This window comes from Georgenia subflava (assembly GCF_009193155.1).
GTDB lineage: Bacteria > Actinomycetota > Actinomycetes > Actinomycetales > Actinomycetaceae > Georgenia > Georgenia subflava.
Genome location: NZ_VUKD01000002.1, coordinates 109,411 through 125,706 on the forward strand (window position 1 = coordinate 109,411; position 16,296 = coordinate 125,706).

At 74.0% G+C, this 16,296-nt stretch carries 10 protein-coding genes; 5 read left to right on the forward strand and 5 right to left on the reverse strand.

All coding sequences use genetic code 11. The features are described 5' to 3' along the window. Window positions 1-5 precede the first annotated feature (5 nt). Window positions 6-1,403, reverse strand: coding sequence for a 3-oxoacyl-ACP reductase (locus GD748_RS07075; RefSeq protein ID WP_152194522.1), 1,398 nt, complete (start codon window positions 1,401-1,403; stop codon window positions 6-8). Continuing rightward, a complete protein-coding gene (locus tag GD748_RS07080; RefSeq protein ID WP_193312865.1) occupies window positions 1,400-2,737 on the reverse strand; it encodes an acetyl-CoA C-acetyltransferase in 1,338 nt (445 codons plus the stop codon). Before GD748_RS07080 ends, GD748_RS07075 begins: the two co-directional genes overlap by 4 nt. 111 nt (window positions 2,738-2,848) lie before the next feature. Between GD748_RS07080 and GD748_RS07085 the strand changes: the two genes are divergently transcribed. The 3 genes from GD748_RS07085 (at window position 2,849) to GD748_RS07095 (ending at window position 7,376) form a co-directional block, all read left to right on the forward strand. Further along, on the forward strand, window positions 2,849-3,646 hold the full coding sequence (locus GD748_RS07085; RefSeq protein WP_193312866.1) for a TetR/AcrR family transcriptional regulator: 798 nt from the start codon (window positions 2,849-2,851) through the stop codon (window positions 3,644-3,646). 59 nt (window positions 3,647-3,705) lie between these two features. Beyond that, window positions 3,706-5,844, forward strand: a complete 2,139-nt coding sequence (locus GD748_RS07090; protein WP_152194524.1) for an acyl-CoA dehydrogenase family protein — start codon at window positions 3,706-3,708, stop codon at window positions 5,842-5,844. Window positions 5,845-5,924: 80 nt separating this feature from the next. Next, entirely contained in the window at window positions 5,925-7,376 is a 1,452-nt protein-coding gene (locus tag GD748_RS07095; RefSeq protein ID WP_152194525.1) for a dihydrolipoyl dehydrogenase family protein, read from the forward strand. Between the two features lie 268 nt (window positions 7,377-7,644). Here the strand turns inward: GD748_RS07095 and GD748_RS07100 are convergent, their stop codons facing one another. After that, a complete protein-coding gene (locus tag GD748_RS07100; RefSeq protein WP_152815344.1) occupies window positions 7,645-8,964 on the reverse strand; it encodes a ScyD/ScyE family protein in 1,320 nt (439 codons plus the stop codon). A gap of 500 nt (window positions 8,965-9,464) precedes the next feature. Here GD748_RS07100 and GD748_RS07105 point away from each other — a divergent pair, with 500 nt between their 5' ends. Further along, window positions 9,465-11,114, forward strand: coding sequence for a PTS sugar transporter (locus GD748_RS07105; protein ID WP_193312867.1), 1,650 nt, complete (start codon window positions 9,465-9,467; stop codon window positions 11,112-11,114). Between the two features lie 121 nt (window positions 11,115-11,235). Here the strand turns inward: GD748_RS07105 and GD748_RS07110 are convergent, their stop codons facing one another. Both GD748_RS07110 and GD748_RS07115 read right to left on the reverse strand, forming a co-directional pair. After that, the gene (locus tag GD748_RS07110) at window positions 11,236-12,615 is read right to left on the reverse strand and encodes a glycosyltransferase (protein ID WP_152194527.1); all 1,380 of its coding nucleotides are present in this window, start codon (window positions 12,613-12,615) and stop codon (window positions 11,236-11,238) included. Between the two features lie 80 nt (window positions 12,616-12,695). Then, the gene (locus tag GD748_RS07115) at window positions 12,696-13,751 is read right to left on the reverse strand and encodes a DUF2804 domain-containing protein (protein ID WP_226920916.1); all 1,056 of its coding nucleotides are present in this window, start codon (window positions 13,749-13,751) and stop codon (window positions 12,696-12,698) included. Between the two features lie 214 nt (window positions 13,752-13,965). Between GD748_RS07115 and purL the strand changes: the two genes are divergently transcribed. Next, window positions 13,966-16,281: a phosphoribosylformylglycinamidine synthase subunit PurL gene (gene purL, locus GD748_RS07120; protein ID WP_152194529.1), complete on the forward strand. Its 2,316-nt coding sequence runs from the start codon at window positions 13,966-13,968 to the stop codon at window positions 16,279-16,281. Window positions 16,282-16,296: the final 15 nt, after the last annotated feature.

The following is a 16,296-nucleotide window of genomic DNA, read 5'->3' on the forward strand; positions in this document are numbered from 1 at the left end:
GCCGGTCACTGTCCGGCCACCAGCTGGCCGCACACCCGCAGCACCTGACCGTTGATCCCGCCGGCCTGGGGCGACGCGAGGAACGCGATGGCCTCCGCCACGTCTACCGGCAGGCCGCCCTGCTGCAGCGAGCTGGTCCAGCGCGCCATCTGCCGCGGCAGGGGCGGCATCTTCGCCGTCATGTCCGTCTCGATGAAGCCGGGCGCGACGGCGTTGATCGTGCCGCCCGACTCGGCCAGCGGCGCGGCCAGCGCACGGGTCATCCCGATGAGCCCGGCCTTGGCGGCGGCGTAGTTGGTCTGGCCACGGTTGCCGGCGAGGCCGGAGAAAGAGGCGAGCGAGATGATGCGCGGCGCCGCCCCGGTCGTGCCCAGCGTGCCGGGTACGGCGAAGGTCTGGTTCATCCGCAGCGGCGCGTCGACGTTGACGGCCAGGAGGTCCTCGAACCTGTCGGCCGTCATGTTGGCGAGCAGCTTGTCCCGCGTGATGCCCGCGTTGTGCACCACGATGTCGAGGTGCCCGTAGCGCGAGGTCGCGGCGGCGAGGATCCGCTCGGCGGCGTCGTCGGCCGTGATGTCGAGCTGCAGTGCCGTGCCCGACACCTCGTTCATGACAGCGGTGAGGCTCTCGCCCGCTGCCGGCACGTCGACGCCGAGCACCTGGGCGCCGTCCCGGGCGAGCACCCGGACCACCTCGGCCCCGATCCCTCGTGCGGCGCCGGTGACGACGGCGACCGTCCCCACGAGCGGCCGCGCCCAGTCGGCGGGCACGGCCCCGCCGTCGGTCCCCACGGCCAGCAGCTGACCGTCGACGAACGCCGAGCGGGCCGACAGCAGGAAGCGCAGGCCCCCGCGGACGGACGCCGCGCCGACCGCCACGCCGTCGGCGAGGACGAGCCCGTTGGCGGTGGCGCCGGCGCGCAGCTCCTTGGCGAGCGAGCGGACGAACGCGTCCACGGCGAGGCGGCCGGCCGCCACCGCCGGGTCCGTCGCGTCGTCGGCGGTCGGGGCGGGGACCGGCGCCGGGGCGCTGCGCGAGACCGTGACGACCCGGCCGCCCGTGGCCAGGCGCCTCAGCATCGAGCCGAGCTGGAGCGCCGGTCCGGACAGGGCCGCAGGGTGGTCCAGGCCGGTCAGCACGACGACGACGGCGCCCCACCTGTCGTGCTCGCCGAGGTGGGTGTCCCGTCGCACGTCCAGGTCCCAGGCGAGCAGGTCCTGCGCGACGGTGTCCGCGTCGGCGGTCGCGCGCGCGTCGGAGAGCACCAGCACCGGGCCGGGTGTCAGCGGGGCGTCCACCGACGTCGGGTCGGTGCGCCGCAGCCGCGCCGGCCGGGGGAGGCCCAACTTCTTGGCGACGGCGGACGCCGGGCCGTTGACCAGCTCGAGGTAGGTGTCGCTCACGCCGCCTCCAGGATCATCGTGACGGCCTGCCCGCCGGCCGCGCAGACCGAGATCAGGCCCCGGGCGCGCTCGCCGGGCCGGACCTGGGACTCGCCGCGCTCGCTGAGCAGCTTGGCCAGCGTGCCCACGATCCGGCCGCCGGTGGCGGCGAAGGGGTGCCCGGCCGCGAGCGAGGAGCCGGTGACGTTCAGCCGTGCGCGGTCCACGCGGCCGAGCGCACCGTCGAGCCCGAGGCGCGACCGGCAGAAGTCGTCGTCCTCGAGCGCTGCCAGGGTCGCCAGCACGGTGGAGGCGAACGCCTCGTGGATCTCGACGAAGTCGAAGTCGGCGAGCGACATGCCCTGCCGTGCGATCAGCGTCGGGATGGCGTAGGCGCCGGCCATGAGCAGGCCCTCCTCGCCGCCGACGAAGTCCGTCGCCGCTGCCTGGGCGTCGACGAGGTGGGCGAGCACCGGCAGGCCACGCTCGGCGGCCCAGTCGTCCGAGGCCAGCAGCACCATCGAGGCGCCGTCGGACAGCGGGGTGGAGTTGCCGGCCGTCATGGTCGGTGCCGGGCCCTGGGGGTCCGCGCCCCGGTTGCCGAAGACGGGCTTGAGCTTCGCGAGCTTCTCGAGCGAGGTGTCGCCGCGCAGCGACTCGTCCCGGGTCAGCCGGCGGTAGGGCGTCATGAGGTCCTCGAAGAACCCTCGGTCGTACGCGGCGGCGAGATTCTGGTGCGAGGCGAGGGCGAGCGCGTCCTGGTCCTCGCGGGAGATTCCCCAGCGGGCGGTCGTCAGGGCCTGGTGCTCACCCATGCTCAGCCCGGTGCGCGGCTCGGCCACGTCCGGTGCGACCGGGGCGAGGTCGCGGGGACGCACGCTCGAGAGCGCCTTGAGCCGGTCCGGCAGCGTCTTCGCGCGGGAGGCCTTGAGGATGGCCTTGCGCAGCCGGTCCGAGACGACGATCGGGGCGTCCGAGGTGGAGTCGACGCCACCGCCGACGCCGACCCGCGCCTGGCCGAGGGCGATCTTGTTCGCGACGCCGACGATCGCCTCCAGGCCGGTGCCGCACGCGCGCTGGACGTCGTAGGCGGGGGTGCGGTGGTCCAGCGAGGAGCCCAGGACGGTCTCGCGGGTGAGGTTGAAGTCGCGGGAGTGCTTGAGCACGGCACCGGCTGCCACCTCGTCCAGCCGCTCGCCGGCCAGGCCGAAGCGGGCGACGAGCCCCTCGAGGGTGGCCGTGAGCATGTCCTTGTTCGAGGCGCCGGCGTAGGCGCTGCCGGCCTTGGCGAACGGGATCCGGTTGGACCCGACGACGGCCGCGCGGGGCGCGCCGTTGGTGGGGGTGGAGGTCACGTCGTCGTCCTCTTCCTGCTTCTCTCGAGGTCGTTCCCCGCGGCCGGGACGTTCGTCCCGGGCGTCGCGAGGACCATTGCGGTACTCACAGTACCTGATACTGTCGGTACCGTGATATCGAGCACTCACGACGACGGTAGCGACACCGCCGACGTCGCACCCGACGGCCGGGCCACCCGCTGGGCCGGGCACCGGACCTCGCGGCGCGCCGAGCTCGTGCGCGGGGCGCGCCGGGCCGTCCACCACCGTGGCCCCGACGTGTCGATGGACGAGATCGCCACCGAGATCGGCACCTCGAAGTCCATCCTCTACCGCTACTTCACCGACAAGACCGGGCTGCAGACCGCCGTCGGCCACGAGGTCCTCGGCCGGATGCGCGAGGCCCTGGAGCAGGCCGCAGCGAGCGCCGGCGGGCCGCGCGAGCGGATCTCGGCGATGGTCAGCGTCTACCTCGAGATGGTCGACTCCTCGCCGCACGTGTACACCTTCGTCACCCGGCCGGAGGCCGCCGCCACGGCCGGCGAGCTGCGCGGCTTCGCCGCCGAGATCGGCGACCTCGTGGTCGACTCGCTGCTGCCCGCCCTGCGTGGGGACGGCCCGGCCGGCGCCGACGAGGCGGCCGAGGTCGACCCCGAGACGCTGGCCGTCGCCAACCTCTGGGCGGCGGGCGTCGTCGGGCTCGTCCGCGGCGCGGCCGAGCGCTGGATGGGCGACCGGGTCGACGACGGCGCCCCGGTGACCGGCGGCGCCCCCGAAACGAGTGAGGGCCCTGCCCGCGCCGCCGTCGCGGCCGGCAGCCTCGACGCGCACGTGAGCGGCATGGACCGTGCCGAGCTCGCCGCCCATCTCGCCGACTGGCTCTGGGACGGCGCCGTCGGCGTCACCCGCCGCGCCCGCCGCCGCACCTGAGCCCCCGCACCACGAACCACCACGACCGCACCGCACGACGACGTGAACCGGAGATCCCGATGACCACAACCGTCCGCCCCGACCAGACCGTCACCCCCTCCGCGGCGACCCCGCCCAGCCCGGGAGCCACCCGTACCGACGTCGGCGAGCACATCGACGTCGAGGCGCTCGGCAAGCTCCTGGACGGGCGCTGGTGGGAGTTGCGCCGCGCCGCACGCGACCTCTCGCTCGACCCGGAGCTGCAGAAGATCGAGGGCCTGCCGGTGGCCGAGCACCGCGAGCGCGTGCTCGCCCAGGCCCGGCTGCTGGCCGAGCGGGGCGTGGTCCACCGCGCGTACCCGGCGTCGGTGGGCGGGCAGGAGGACCCCGGCGGCAACCTCGCGAGCTTCGAGGAGCTCGCGGTCGCGGACCCCTCCCTGCAGATCAAGGGCGGCGTGCAGTGGGGCCTGTTCGGCTCGGCGATCCTGCACCTGGGCAACGCGGAGCACCACCAGCGCTGGCTGCCCGGCGTCCTGGACCTGTCCGTCCCCGGGGCCTTCGCGATGACCGAGATCGGGCACGGCTCCGACGTCGCCGCCATCGCCACCACGGCCACCTACGACGAGGCGACCGAGGAGTTCGTGATCCACACGCCGATCACGGCCGCGCGCAAGGAGTTCCTCGGCAACGCCGCCCTGCACGGGGTGGCCGCCGTCGTCTTCGCGCAGCTCATCACCCGGGGCGTCAACCACGGCGTCCACGCCTTCTACGTGCCCATCCGCGAGAAGAGCGGCTCGGGCCTGCGCTACCTGCCCGGTGTCGACGGCTCGGACGACGGACTCAAGGGCGGGCTCAACGGCGTCGACAACGGCCGTCTGTGGTTCGACCATGTCCGCGTCCCGCGCACGAACCTGCTCAACCGCTACGGCGACGTCGCGCCGGACGGCACGTACTCCTCGCCGATCGACAGCCCCGGCCGGCGCTTCTTCACCATGCTCGGCACGCTCGTGCAGGGCCGCGTCTCGCTGTCGGGCTCCGCGGTGTCGGTCTCGAAGATGGCGCTGGCCATCGCGATCACCTACGGCTCGCAGCGTCGGCAGTTCACCGGCGCGGACGAGACGTCCGAGGTCGTGCTGCTGGACTACCAGCAGCACCAGCGCCGCCTCCTGCCGCTGCTCGCCCGCACCGTCGCCGCGAACCTCGCCCACCACGAGCTGCTGGACCGGTTCGACGGGGTGTTCTCCGGCGAGCACGACACCGACGACGACCGTCAGGACCTCGAGACCCTCGCCGCGGCGGCCAAGCCGCTCACCACCTGGCTCGCCCTGGAGACGCTCCAGGAGGCGCGGGAGGCCTGCGGCGGCGCCGGGTACATGGCGGAGAACCGGCTGGTGGGGCTGCGCCAGGACATGGACGTCTACGTCACCTTCGAGGGCGACAACAACGTCCTGCTCCAGCTGGTCGGCAAGCGGCTGCTCACCGACTACGGCAAGGAGATGGCGAAGATCGACATCGCCGGCGCAGCCCGCTACGTCGCGGCACGCGCCGCCGACATGACGCTGCACCGCACCCCGCTGCGCCGCGCCGCCCAGTCCGTCCTGGACTCCGGCTCGCGGGCCCGCTCGGCCGGGCACCTGCGCGAGGCCGACACCCAGCGTGAGCTCCTCGAGGACCGGGTCGAGGCCATGGTCGCCGAGATCGCCGGCGCCCTGCGGCCGGCGCGCAACGCCTCCCCGGTCGAGGCCGCGGCCCTGTTCAACGCCCACCAGCACGAGCTGATCGAGGCCGCCCGTGCGCACGGCGAGCTGCTGCAGTGGGAGGCCTTCACGGCGGCGCTGCCGAAGGTGCGGGACCCGCGCACTCGCGAGGTCCTCACGACGCTGCGGGACCTGTACGGCCTGACCATGATCGAGAAGAACCTCGCCTGGTACCTCATGAACGGCCGCATCTCGGCCCAGCGGGCCAAGACGGTGACCAGCTACGTCGACCGCCTGCTGGTGCGGCTGCGCCCGCACGCCGTCGACCTCGTGACGGCCTTCGGCTACCGGCCCGAGCACCTGCGCGCCACTATCGCCACCGGCGTGGAGGCCGAGCGCCAGGACGAGGCCCGTGCCTACTTCCGCCGTCGCCGTGCCGCCGGCCAGGAGCCCGTGAACGAGAAGATCCTGCACGCCAACCAGCAGAAGAGCGGTATGGCCGAGCCGGACGAGGACGACTGACAGCCGGCCGCGCCGCCTGACAGGTGGACCGTCGAGACCGATCGGTTGCGGCCTCCGGTGCGGTGGTCGAGGCTGCGTGAATGGACGCGCCGCAGCCACAGACCGTCGACGTCGTCGTGATCGGCGGCGGCTCCACCGGCGAGAACGTCGCCGACTACGCCCGTCAGGGAGGCCTGACGGCCGTGCTCGTCGAGCAGGACCTCGTGGGTGGAGCGTGCTCCTACTACGCGTGCATGCCGTCGAAGGCGCTGCTGCGCCCGGGACAGGCATTGTCCGCGGCACGCCGCGTCGCCGGTTCGGAGGCCGCGGCGCAGGGAGATCTGGACGTCGGGGCCGTCCTGGAGCGCCGCACCTCCTTCACGCACGACTGGGACGACTCCGCCCAGGTGGCGTGGGCCGAGGAGCAGGGCATCGACCTCGTGCGCGGCACGGCCCGCGTGCTCGCGGAGCGTCGGGTCGCCGTCGCCCGGGCGGACGGCACCGAGACGGTGCTGCAGGCGCGGCACGCCGTCGTCGTGGCCACCGGGTCCGCGCCCGCGGCCCCGCCGGTCGACGGCCTCGACCGGGTCCGGTACTGGACCACCCGGGACGCCACCTCCGCCACGGAAGTGCCCGCGCGGCTCGTGGTCCTGGGCGCCGGCGTCGCCGGGTCCGAGCTCGCCCAGGGGTTCGCCCGCCTCGGCTCGAGCGTGACGGTCCTGGCGCGCAGCCGGGTGCTCGGCTCGTTCCCCGAGCAGGCGGGGGCGCTGGTGGCGGAAGGCCTCGCGGCCGACGGGGTCACGGTGCGCACCGGGGTGAGCGCGACGGCCGTCGAGCGGCCCGACGGCGACGCAGGCGAGGTGGTGGTCACCCTGGACGACGGCTCCACCGTGCACGCGGACGAGCTGCTCGTGGCCACCGGCCGGAAGCCGCGCAGCGGCGGGCTCGGGCTGGCCGACCTGGGCGTCGAGCTGGAGGAGAGTGCCCCGCTCGAGGTCGACGACACCGGCCGCGTGACGGCCGTCCCCGACGGGTGGCTCTACGCGGCCGGGGACGTCACCGGCCGGGCGCCGCTGACCCATCAGGGCAAGTACGCCGCGCGGGTCGTGGGTGACGCCGTCACCGCCCGGGCGGCCGGACGGCTCGAGCGCACGCCGCCGCCCTGGTCGCGCTACTCCGCCGACGCCGACCACGTCGCCGTGCCGCAGGTCGTCTTCACCGATCCCGAGGTCGCGCAGGTCGGGCTGACCGCGGAGGCGGCCCGCGAGTCGGGGCACGCCGTGCGCACCGTCGAGCTGGACCTCGGGTCGGTGGCCGGTGCCTCGTTGCTCGCCGACGGGTACCCCGGCTGGGCGCAGCTCGTCCTCGATGACCGGCGCGACGTCGTCCTCGGGGCCACCTTCGTCGGCCAGGACGTCGCCGAGCTCCTGCACGCCGCGACGGTCGCGATCGTCGGCGAGGTGCCGCTCGAGCGGCTCTGGCACGCGGTCCCGGCCTACCCGACGATGAGCGAGGTCTGGCTGCGGCTCCTCGAGACCGACCGCCAGCGCTGAGAGGCAGGCGGCTCCGGCGGGGCGGGTGCCTGCGACCGCGCGCCGGCCCCCGCGTGCGCGCCTGCCGGGGCCGAGCGCGCCGGTGGCCGTGGCGGCGTGCCGTGCCCAGAACGTATGCCGTGGCCGAGCACGCATGCGGCAACATGCGTGCTCGGCCACGGCATGCTTGTTCGGCGCCAGCGGCCGGCGTTCCACGCCCGCCCGCTCGGCCCGGCCGGCTGCACGTGCGTCGTCCGGCCGGGCCTCCTGGGTGGGGCGGTGTGCAGCGTCAGTCGTCGATCTCGAAGCGGAGGATCTCCCCGCCACGCGGCACGATGCCCTTGTTCGAGAGGTAGACGTGGTCGTCGTCGACCGCGAGGCCCGCCGGGGCGAAGAGCAGCGGCCCGCCTGTCTCGTCGGTGAGCGGGTTGCCCTCGTCGTCGACGAACAGCTCGTGCTTCTCGTCCGGCTCGCCCTTGGGGACGAGGAAGAGCGCACCGGTCCAGTCGCCCGCCGGCCCGAAGGCGTTCAGCAGGGAGTCGCGGGCGATCTGCAGGACGAGCAGGTCACCGTCCTCGGTGAACGCAAGGTCGATGATGTGCGTGAAGCCGTCCGCGTAGACCTCCGGGTCCGAGCCGGGCACCCAGCGCCACACGGTCGCGGCGCCCGGGGCGAACGGGAAGCCGGTCAGCTGGCCGATGTAGTAGGCACCGTCCGGGCCCCTGACCACGGAGTTCGGCACGGCCTGGGCGGGCAGCTGGGCGGTCCCGTCGCCACCCGCGGCGGGCGGGACGGTGACGAGCTCGTCCTGGAACACGTACTGGGCCTCGATCTCGCCGCGGCGGCTCACGTGCAGCAGCGTGTTGGCGCCGGCGTCGGTGACGAGGTGGCCGTGCCGGCCCGAGACGAGCGAGTACGGGTTGGTGTCAGGGGCGAACGGGTGCAGGTTCGTCTCCGCCTCGAAGTCGCCGAGGTCCGCGATCTCGTGGACCGTGCCCCGCCGGAGGTTCACCCAGTTGACCGTGGCGAGGTGCTCGGCGACCTCCTCGCCGGCGAGGACGGTCTCGCGCAGCTCGGGATCGCCGCCGAGGCCGATCGTGGTGAAGAGCCGGCCGCGGTGGTCGAAGGAGACGTCGGTGACGCCGATGGCACCGCCCCCGCCCGGCGCGGCGAGCGACGGCAGCCCGTCGACGACGGTGCGGACGGCGGTGGCCGGGTCTCGGCGGTGCCGGTGGTCGTCGAGCTTGCCGATGGCGCCGGTGTCACCGAGGCAGGTCAGTCCCTCGGGGCCGATGAAGCACGGCAGGCCGGCCGCGGTCGTCTCCGCCTCCGTCATCCCGGCGGTCGCGGCGTCGTTGCCGCGTCCGGACAGGGCGACGAAGACGTCGCCGTCCCGGGCGACGGCGAGTCCCCGGGGGTTGTCGAGGCCCGAGGCGACGACCTTGAGCCTGTCGATCTCGAAGTCGTCGCGGTCACGGTCGTGGTGCCGGGAGTGCCCACGGTCGTCGGAATGGTCACGGTCGTGGGCCGCGCTCGTGGTGACACCGAGCAGCGGGACCAGCAGCAGCGCCGTCGCGGCGCTGGGAAGGATGAGCCGGGATCTGCGCACAGGACACCTCCGCACCGCGGGTCGACCCGGGCTGGCGGGCCGGTTCGGGTCAGAGGGGCAGGGGCTCGCGTCATCGCGGCCTGCGGTGAAGCACGAAGTATTCGCCCCGGTTCGGGGATGGTCAACGGTGCCGGCAGGTGAGGGCCCGGTGAGCGGACGCCCCGGCCAAGGTGACCGACGGGTTCACCCCGAGGGTGGTGGTCCGCCACCGCAAGGGCAGCGTCCTCGCGCACGAAGGGGCAGACCATGGCTCCCCGCGCGCCAGGGGATGCCCGCGCCGCGGCCTCGGCCCGGCCGACCACTGTGCCGCACGGAACAGGCGGCCCTGGGGCGCCGCGCGCGCCAGGAGATGGCCGCGCCGCGGCCTCGGCCGGGCCGACCATGTGCCGCACGGAACAGGCCGACCTGTGGCGCCCCGCACACCAGGGGTGGACGCCCGCGCCACGGCTCCCGCCCGGAGGACTACCGTGCCCGCGCCGACCCCCGACCAGGAGCACGTCATGGCTGAGAACCCCGCACCCGAGCACGACCGGTCCACGCGCGCGACGCACGACGGTGCACCGCGCCGTCTGGCCGTCGTCGGCTCCTCCGGCGGGAACCTCTACAGCCACGGCGGCGACGACCCGGTCGCGATGGTGGAGCAGATCCGCCGGCAGGCCGCCGCGGCCGGTTTCGAGGTGACGGCCGTGCAGCTGGTCGCCGCCGCTGCGTCGCTGGACGCCGCGCGGCCCGACACCACGGCGACGCTCTACACCCTTGTGGGGGACACCCTGACCGTCGCGGCCACCGGCACGCTGGCGGAGGTCGACGAGGTCGCGGAGCGATACGACGTCGAGCTGGCCACCCGGGTGGGCGACGGCGAGATCGACGCGCTCGTCCTCGTCAGCGCCGATCCCCTGGGCGTCAACGCCCGCACGGTCCGTGCCGCCGTGACGGCCGGGCTGCCGGCCGCCGGGACGGGCGGCAGCTCGATCGCGGCCGCGCAGGCCCTCGGGCTGCACCTCGTCGCGGCGTCGGGCACCACAGGCTCTACCAGCACCACGCGAGCGGTCTCCTACGTGGCCGGGCTCGCGCGCCACTTCAAGGTCCGGTACCGCCCCGTCCTGGGCAGCACCACCACCGACGACGACGGAGGCTCGCCCTGGCGGCGCATCTCCGTGCGCGGCATCATGGTCGGCTCGCTGCCCGCGTTCATCGCCCTCGCGCTGATCCTCGCCCTGGGCAAGGTGCCGTTCCTCGCTGCTCTGGCCCCCGTCTTCGACGCACTCATCGCCAGCCTGCCGGTGGTGGTGGCCGCGGTCGCCGCCCGACGGGTGTCCGGGCTCGGCGAGGTCGGCCTGGTGGCCGGTGTCGTGGCCGGCGTCCTCTCCACGTCCGGCGGCATCATCGGCGGTCTGGCCGGCGGGATCCTCGCCGGGGCGGCGGTGACCTACCTTCTGCGCTGGACGCTCGCGCACCGGTTCCCGGTGACCACGGCCAACATCGTGGCGGGCGGCCTCTCGGGCCTGCTCGGCGGGCTGGTGGTCTTCCTCCTCCTCGCGCCGGTCACCAACGCCCTCGGCGAGGGGGTCAAGAACGTCATCGACGCCCTCGTGGCCTTCAACCCGCTGCTCGCCGGCGCCGTCGCCGGCCTGGTGATGTGGCCGGCGATCATGGGCGGCGTCTACCACGCGGCCATCCTGCCGCTCGTGCTGCTGGAGATGAGCGAGAAGGGGCACTCGTTCTTCGGCGCCGTCGACATGGTCTCCCTGGTGATGGTGAGCCTGGGCATCACCCTGGCCAACGTGGTCCGACCGCGGACGTCGGGGGAGCGGGCGCTCGCGGCCTCCGGTGCCGCCGTGAACTTCGGCTTCGGCACCTTCGTCGAGGCCTCCTACCCGTTCATGTTCGCCGACCGGAAGGTCTTCGCCGTCGCCATCGGCTCGGCCACGCTCGGTGGTCTGGTGGTGGGCGCGACCGGTGCGGAGGCCACGGCGTACCTGCCGGCCGTCGTCGCCCCGTTCGTCGCCACCGACACCGTCGGCATGGTGTTGTCGATGCTCGTGGGCGCCGTCGTGCCGTTCGTCTCTGTCCTGCTGATCAACGTCCGCGCGACCCGGACGGCACGCACCGCCGGCAGCGCGGCCCGCGCCGCCGCCCAGGCGCGCTGAGGCCCAGCCGAGCAGCTCCGTCAGCAGGTCGGTGTACTGCGGGAGGTGCCGGTCGCTGAGGCGCAGCCGAGCAGCTCGGCCAGCGGGTCGGCGCGCTGCGGCAGGTGCCGGTCGCCGGCGCTCAGCTGAGCAGCTCGGCCAGCAGGTCGACGTACTGCAGGAGGTGCCGGTCGCTGAGGAACTCGCGCTGGACGCGGTCGCGGGCGGCGGCGCCGAGCTGGTCGGCGAAGGCCGGCTCGGCCAGCAGCCGGGCTACGTGCCGCATGAGTCCCTGCAGGTCGGTGGCGTCCCGCACGAGGAGGCCGTTCTCGCCGTCGGTGATCTGGTCCTGGATGCCACCGACCGCCGTCGCCACCACCGGCCGGCCCTTCCACAGGGCCTCGGCGACCGTGAGCCCGAAGCCCTCGGCGAGGCTCTTCTGCACCACGACCGTGGCCAGCCGCTGCACCGCGTTGACCAGCAGCGCGTTGTGCTCGGTGATGTTCGGCAGGCACAGGACGTGCACGCAGCTGCGGACCTCCGCCTCCAGGCCTTCCCACATCTGCAGGCACCGCGAGAGGACCTCCGCCCCGGCGGTGTCGCGGCTGTCGACCTCCGCCCCGGCCAGGACCAGGTGGGTGCCGGGCGGGAGCTCCTCGAAGGACTCGTCGAAGGCGATCAGGAGCCCGGTCATGTCCTTGAGCCGGTCCCACCTCGACAGCTGCAGCACCACCCGGGCGTCGGCCGGGACCGGGCCGCCCGCCGCCACGACACTCGATGCCCGAGACGCGCTGCTCGGGCCGTCGGCGCTCCCGCCGTCCAGGATCCCGGCACCACGGAGGAGCTCGGTGACCGCGGACGGCTCCAGCGGCCGGTTCTTCGGCGAGAGCGGGTCGATCGACGGGGCGATCACCCGCACCGTCGCCCGGTCGAGGAATCCGGGCCGGTAGACCGCACGGGTGAGCACCACCCGCTCGGCGTCGGCGAGGAACGGCTCGAGGAAGGTCCAGGCCCGCTCGGACACCTCGTCCGGGACGTCGGCGCCGACGTGGCTGCGCCAGATCACGTGCGCCCCGCGCCGGCGCAGGCCGGCGGCGAGCCCGGCCGTGGCGGGGTCGTGCAGGATGACGACGTCGCCGGGGGAGACCGCGTCGCGGACCTCGGCGAGGTTGCGCTCCAGGATTTGCTCGTAGTGGGCCATCTCCTCGGCCCCGAGCCCGCCGCCGTCGCCGGCGTCCCCGTGCATCGCGTGGGTCAGCCGGGCGGTGAGGTCGTCGTACCCGGGGTCGCCGTCGACGACCAGCCAGCGCACGTCGACCCCGGCGCCGGCGGCGTAGGGCAGGAGCGCCCGCAGCAGCTCGCCCACCCCGCCCCGCTCGGTGGCGCTGACGTTCCACACCCGGCGGCCCGCCAGCAGGTGTCGGGCGCGCTGCGCGCCGGCCTCGAGGCGGCGGGCCGACATCTCGTCGAGCGCCCCGGCGAGCGCCTGGAGGTCGGTGGCTGCGACGTCGACGGTTCTCATGCCCTGATCCAACTCCCACCGCGTCGCCGGCGAAAGCCGATCGGCTCACCAGCGGTGGCGACCTCCTCCGCGAAACCGGCTCACCAGCGGTTGGCGACCTCCTCCGCGAAACCGACCAGCCCGTCGACGCGACGGCGCGTGCCGGCGTCGTCCACCACCCATCCGGTCCACGTGCCGAAGCACTGGGCCGTGGTGGAGGAGACGAAGCCGAGGTTCGTCGACGCCACGCGTTCGTGGAACGGCTGCAGCCGCACCTGCACTCGCCAGCCGGTGACGAACCACGGTGCGGTGCGGTCCGCGACGTCGTAGGCCCAGGAGAGATCCTCGTCGAGGTAGTGCACCTGCCCGTCGAGCACGAGCGCGTTCTCGGTCGAGCCGGTGTCGTCCGTCCACTTCCCGCCGAGCTGCAGACCGGTGACGACGCCGTCCACGACGCCGGAGCCGGCACCCCAGTTCCACACCACGGAGTACGGCCAGCGGCCCCGCCCGTAGTCCGACACTGCCCAGGACGGGGCGGCAGCGTCGACCTGGATCTCGTCCTCGTCGAGCCAGATCGACCCGCCCACCGGCAGGGCCACGTCCTTGACCGTGTACTGGAAGAGCCGTTCGCTCCACGGCACGACGACGCCGAGGCACTCATGGCCGGCGGGGACCTCGACCGTGAGGTCCACGCGCAGGCGGGGGGTGATCGCGCGGATGCGCACGTCGGGGCGCGGGCCGTCCCCCGGGTACGGGTCGATGGCGATCGCGACCGATCCCGAGCGCGCCCGCACCGGCCCGGCGCCCCACCGCGAGGGCATGCGCACGTCCCGGGCGAGCGGCGCGGTGGCCGTGCAGTCGATCTCCTCACCGGTGGTGCGGTCCAGCAGCCAGACCTGGTGGTGGCCGGCGTAGTTCAGGGACGAGACGGTCAGGGTGAGCACGTGGGTCGGGGTCACGACGCACCAGTACTCCCACCGCTTGGTGCGGCTCCACATCGCCGCGCGGCCCAGCGCGTCGGTCAGCGTCTCGCGCACGTCGGTGGCCTGACGGAGGTTCGCGCGGTGCAGCGGCGCCCGGGTCCAGCCCACCGCTGCCGGGTTGAGTGCCCCCGACGGCAGGCACAGGTCCACCGGGGTGGTGATCTCCGCCAGCACACCGTCATCATGACTCAGATCACGACCGGGCACGCGGCGGACGGGCGCCGGACGGGGCCCGGAATTACGGTCGAGGATCGGCGGCCTGATGCCGTTTCCGGGCGGCCGACTCGCCCGGCGCGCCGCCCCGTCGCCGTCGCTGGACGCCCACGGCTCACCATCCGGATGGTCGCTAGCCTGTGCGGTAGAAGAGTCCCGATCCCGCGGAGGAAACATGACTGACGTGGCCGAGCAGCTGCCGGACACGGTCGAGCACGCGGCAGCCACCCCCGAGGTGGACCTGCCCTACCGCGAGCTCGGGCTCAAGACCGACGAGTACGACGGCATCGTCGCCATCCTCGGCCGGCGGCCCACCGCCGCCGAGCTGGCGATGTACTCGGTGATGTGGTCCGAGCACTGCTCCTACAAGTCCTCCAAGAACCACCTGCGCCAGTTCGGCCAGAAGACCACCGAGAAGATGCGCGAGCACCTGCTGGTGGGCATCGGCGAGAACGCCGGCGTCGTCGACATCGGGCAGGGCTGGGCGGTGACCTTCAAGGTCGAGTCGCACAACCACCCCAGCTACGTCGAGCCCTACCAGGGCGCCGCCACCGGCGTCGGCGGCATCGTCCGCGACATCATCTCCATGGGCGCGCGGCCGGTCGCCGTGATGGACCAGCTGCGCTTCGGCGCCATCGACCACCCCGACACCGCGCGGGTGGTGCACGGCGTCGTCGCCGGCGTGGGTGGCTACGGCAACTGCCTGGGCCTGCCGAACATCGGCGGCGAGGTCGACTTCGACCCCTCCTACCAGGGCAACCCGCTCGTGAACGCCCTCTGCCTGGGCGTGCTGCGGCACGAGGACATCCACCTGGCCAACGCCTCCGGCACCGGCAACAAGATCGTGCTCTTCGGCGCCCGCACCGGCGGCGACGGCATCGGCGGCGCGTCCATCCTGGCGTCCGAGACCTTCGAGGGCGGCATGCCCGCCAAGCGGCCCAGCGTCCAGGTGGGCGACCCGTTCATGGAGAAGGTCCTCATCGAGTGCTGCCTCGACCTCTTCGCCGCCGGCGTCGTCGAGGGCATCCAGGACCTCGGGGCCGCCGGCATCTCCTGCGCCACCTCCGAGCTGGCCTCCAACGGCGACGGCGGCATGCACGTCGACCTGGAGAACGTCCTGCTGCGCGATCCCACCCTGACGGCCGGCGAGATCCTCATGAGCGAGTCGCAGGAGCGCATGATGGCCGTGGTGGCTCCCGACAAGCTCGAGGAGTTCCTCGCCATCACCCGCCGCTGGGACGTCGAGACGGCCGTGATCGGCGAGGTCACCGGCACCGGGCGCCTGACGATCGACCACCACGGCCACCGCATCGTCGACGTCGACCCGCGGACCGTCGCGCACGAGGGACCCGTCTACGACCGCCCGTACGCACGGCCCGCCTGGCAGGACGAGCTCAACGACGACGCCGCCTCCGCCCAGCACCTGCCGCGGCCGACGTCGGGCGAGGAGCTGCGCGCCCAGCTGCTGCGGCTGGTCGCCTCCCCGAACCTGGCCTCCAAGGCCTGGGTCACCGACCAGTACGACAGGTACGTCCAGGGCAACACCGCCCTGGCACAGCCCGACGACGCCGGCGTGGTCCGCGTCGACGAGGAGAGCGGCCTCGGGGTCGCGATGTCCACCGACGCCAACGGCCGCTTCACCAAGCTGGACCCGCGCACCGGGGCGCAGCAGGCGCTGGCCGAGGCCTACCGCAACGTCGCCACGGTCGGTGCGCGGCCGCTGGCGGTGACGGACTGCCTCAACTTCGGCTCGCCCGAGGACCCGGACGCGATGTGGCAGCTCGTCGAGGCCATCACCGGCCTGGCCGACGCCTGCCAGGTGCTCGGCGTGCCGGTCACCGGCGGGAACGTCTCGCTGTACAACGGCACGGGCGAGCCCGGCCGGATCGACTCGTCGATCAACCCCACCCCCGTGGTGGGCGTCCTCGGTGTCCTCGACGACGTCTCCCGGGCCACGCCGTCGGGCTGGAGCGAGCCCGGCGCGAGCATCTTCCTGCTCGGCACCACGGCGCTGGAGCTGGACGGCTCGGCGTGGGCCGACGTCGTCCACGACCACCTCGGCGGCCGTCCGCCCGCCGTCGACCTGGCCGCCGAGCAGGCGCTGGCACAGGTGCTGGTCGGCGTCGCCGACGGCACCGCCCACGCCGCCCACGACCTCGCGACCGGCGGGCTCGCCCAGTCCCTGGTGGACGCCGCGCTGCGCTTCGGGGTCGGCGCGACGGTGGACCTGTCCGACGTGGCGGAGCGGGACGGGCTGGACCTCGCGACCCTGCTGTTCGCCGAGTCCGGGGCCCGTGCCCTGGTCGCGGTGCGCCCCGACCAGGAGGCTCGCCTCGTGGACCTGTGTGGCGAGCATCGCGTACCGTGCGCGAGGATCGGCACCACCGGTGGGGAGGAAGCGCCCGGCCTCACGATCGAGGGTGCCTTCTCCGTCGGACTGGACGAGCTGGGTCGGGCCTCCGCGGCCACCCTGCCGGAGTACTTCGGCTGACACCGCCACGACCAA

Bases quoted from the DNA above. Each gene is read 5' to 3' on its own strand.
- GD748_RS07090 (WP_152194524.1), top strand. From the start codon at position 3,706: ATGACCACAACCGTCCGCCCCGACCAGACCGTCACCCCCTCCGCGGCG.
- GD748_RS07095 (WP_152194525.1), top strand. From the start codon at position 5,925: ATGGACGCGCCGCAGCCACAGACCGTCGACGTCGTCGTGATCGGCGGC.
- GD748_RS07105 (WP_193312867.1), top strand. From the start codon at position 9,465: ATGGCTGAGAACCCCGCACCCGAGCACGACCGGTCCACGCGCGCGACG.
- GD748_RS07110 (WP_152194527.1), bottom strand. From the start codon at position 12,615: ATGAGAACCGTCGACGTCGCAGCCACCGACCTCCAGGCGCTCGCCGGG.
- purL (WP_152194529.1), top strand. From the start codon at position 13,966: ATGACTGACGTGGCCGAGCAGCTGCCGGACACGGTCGAGCACGCGGCA.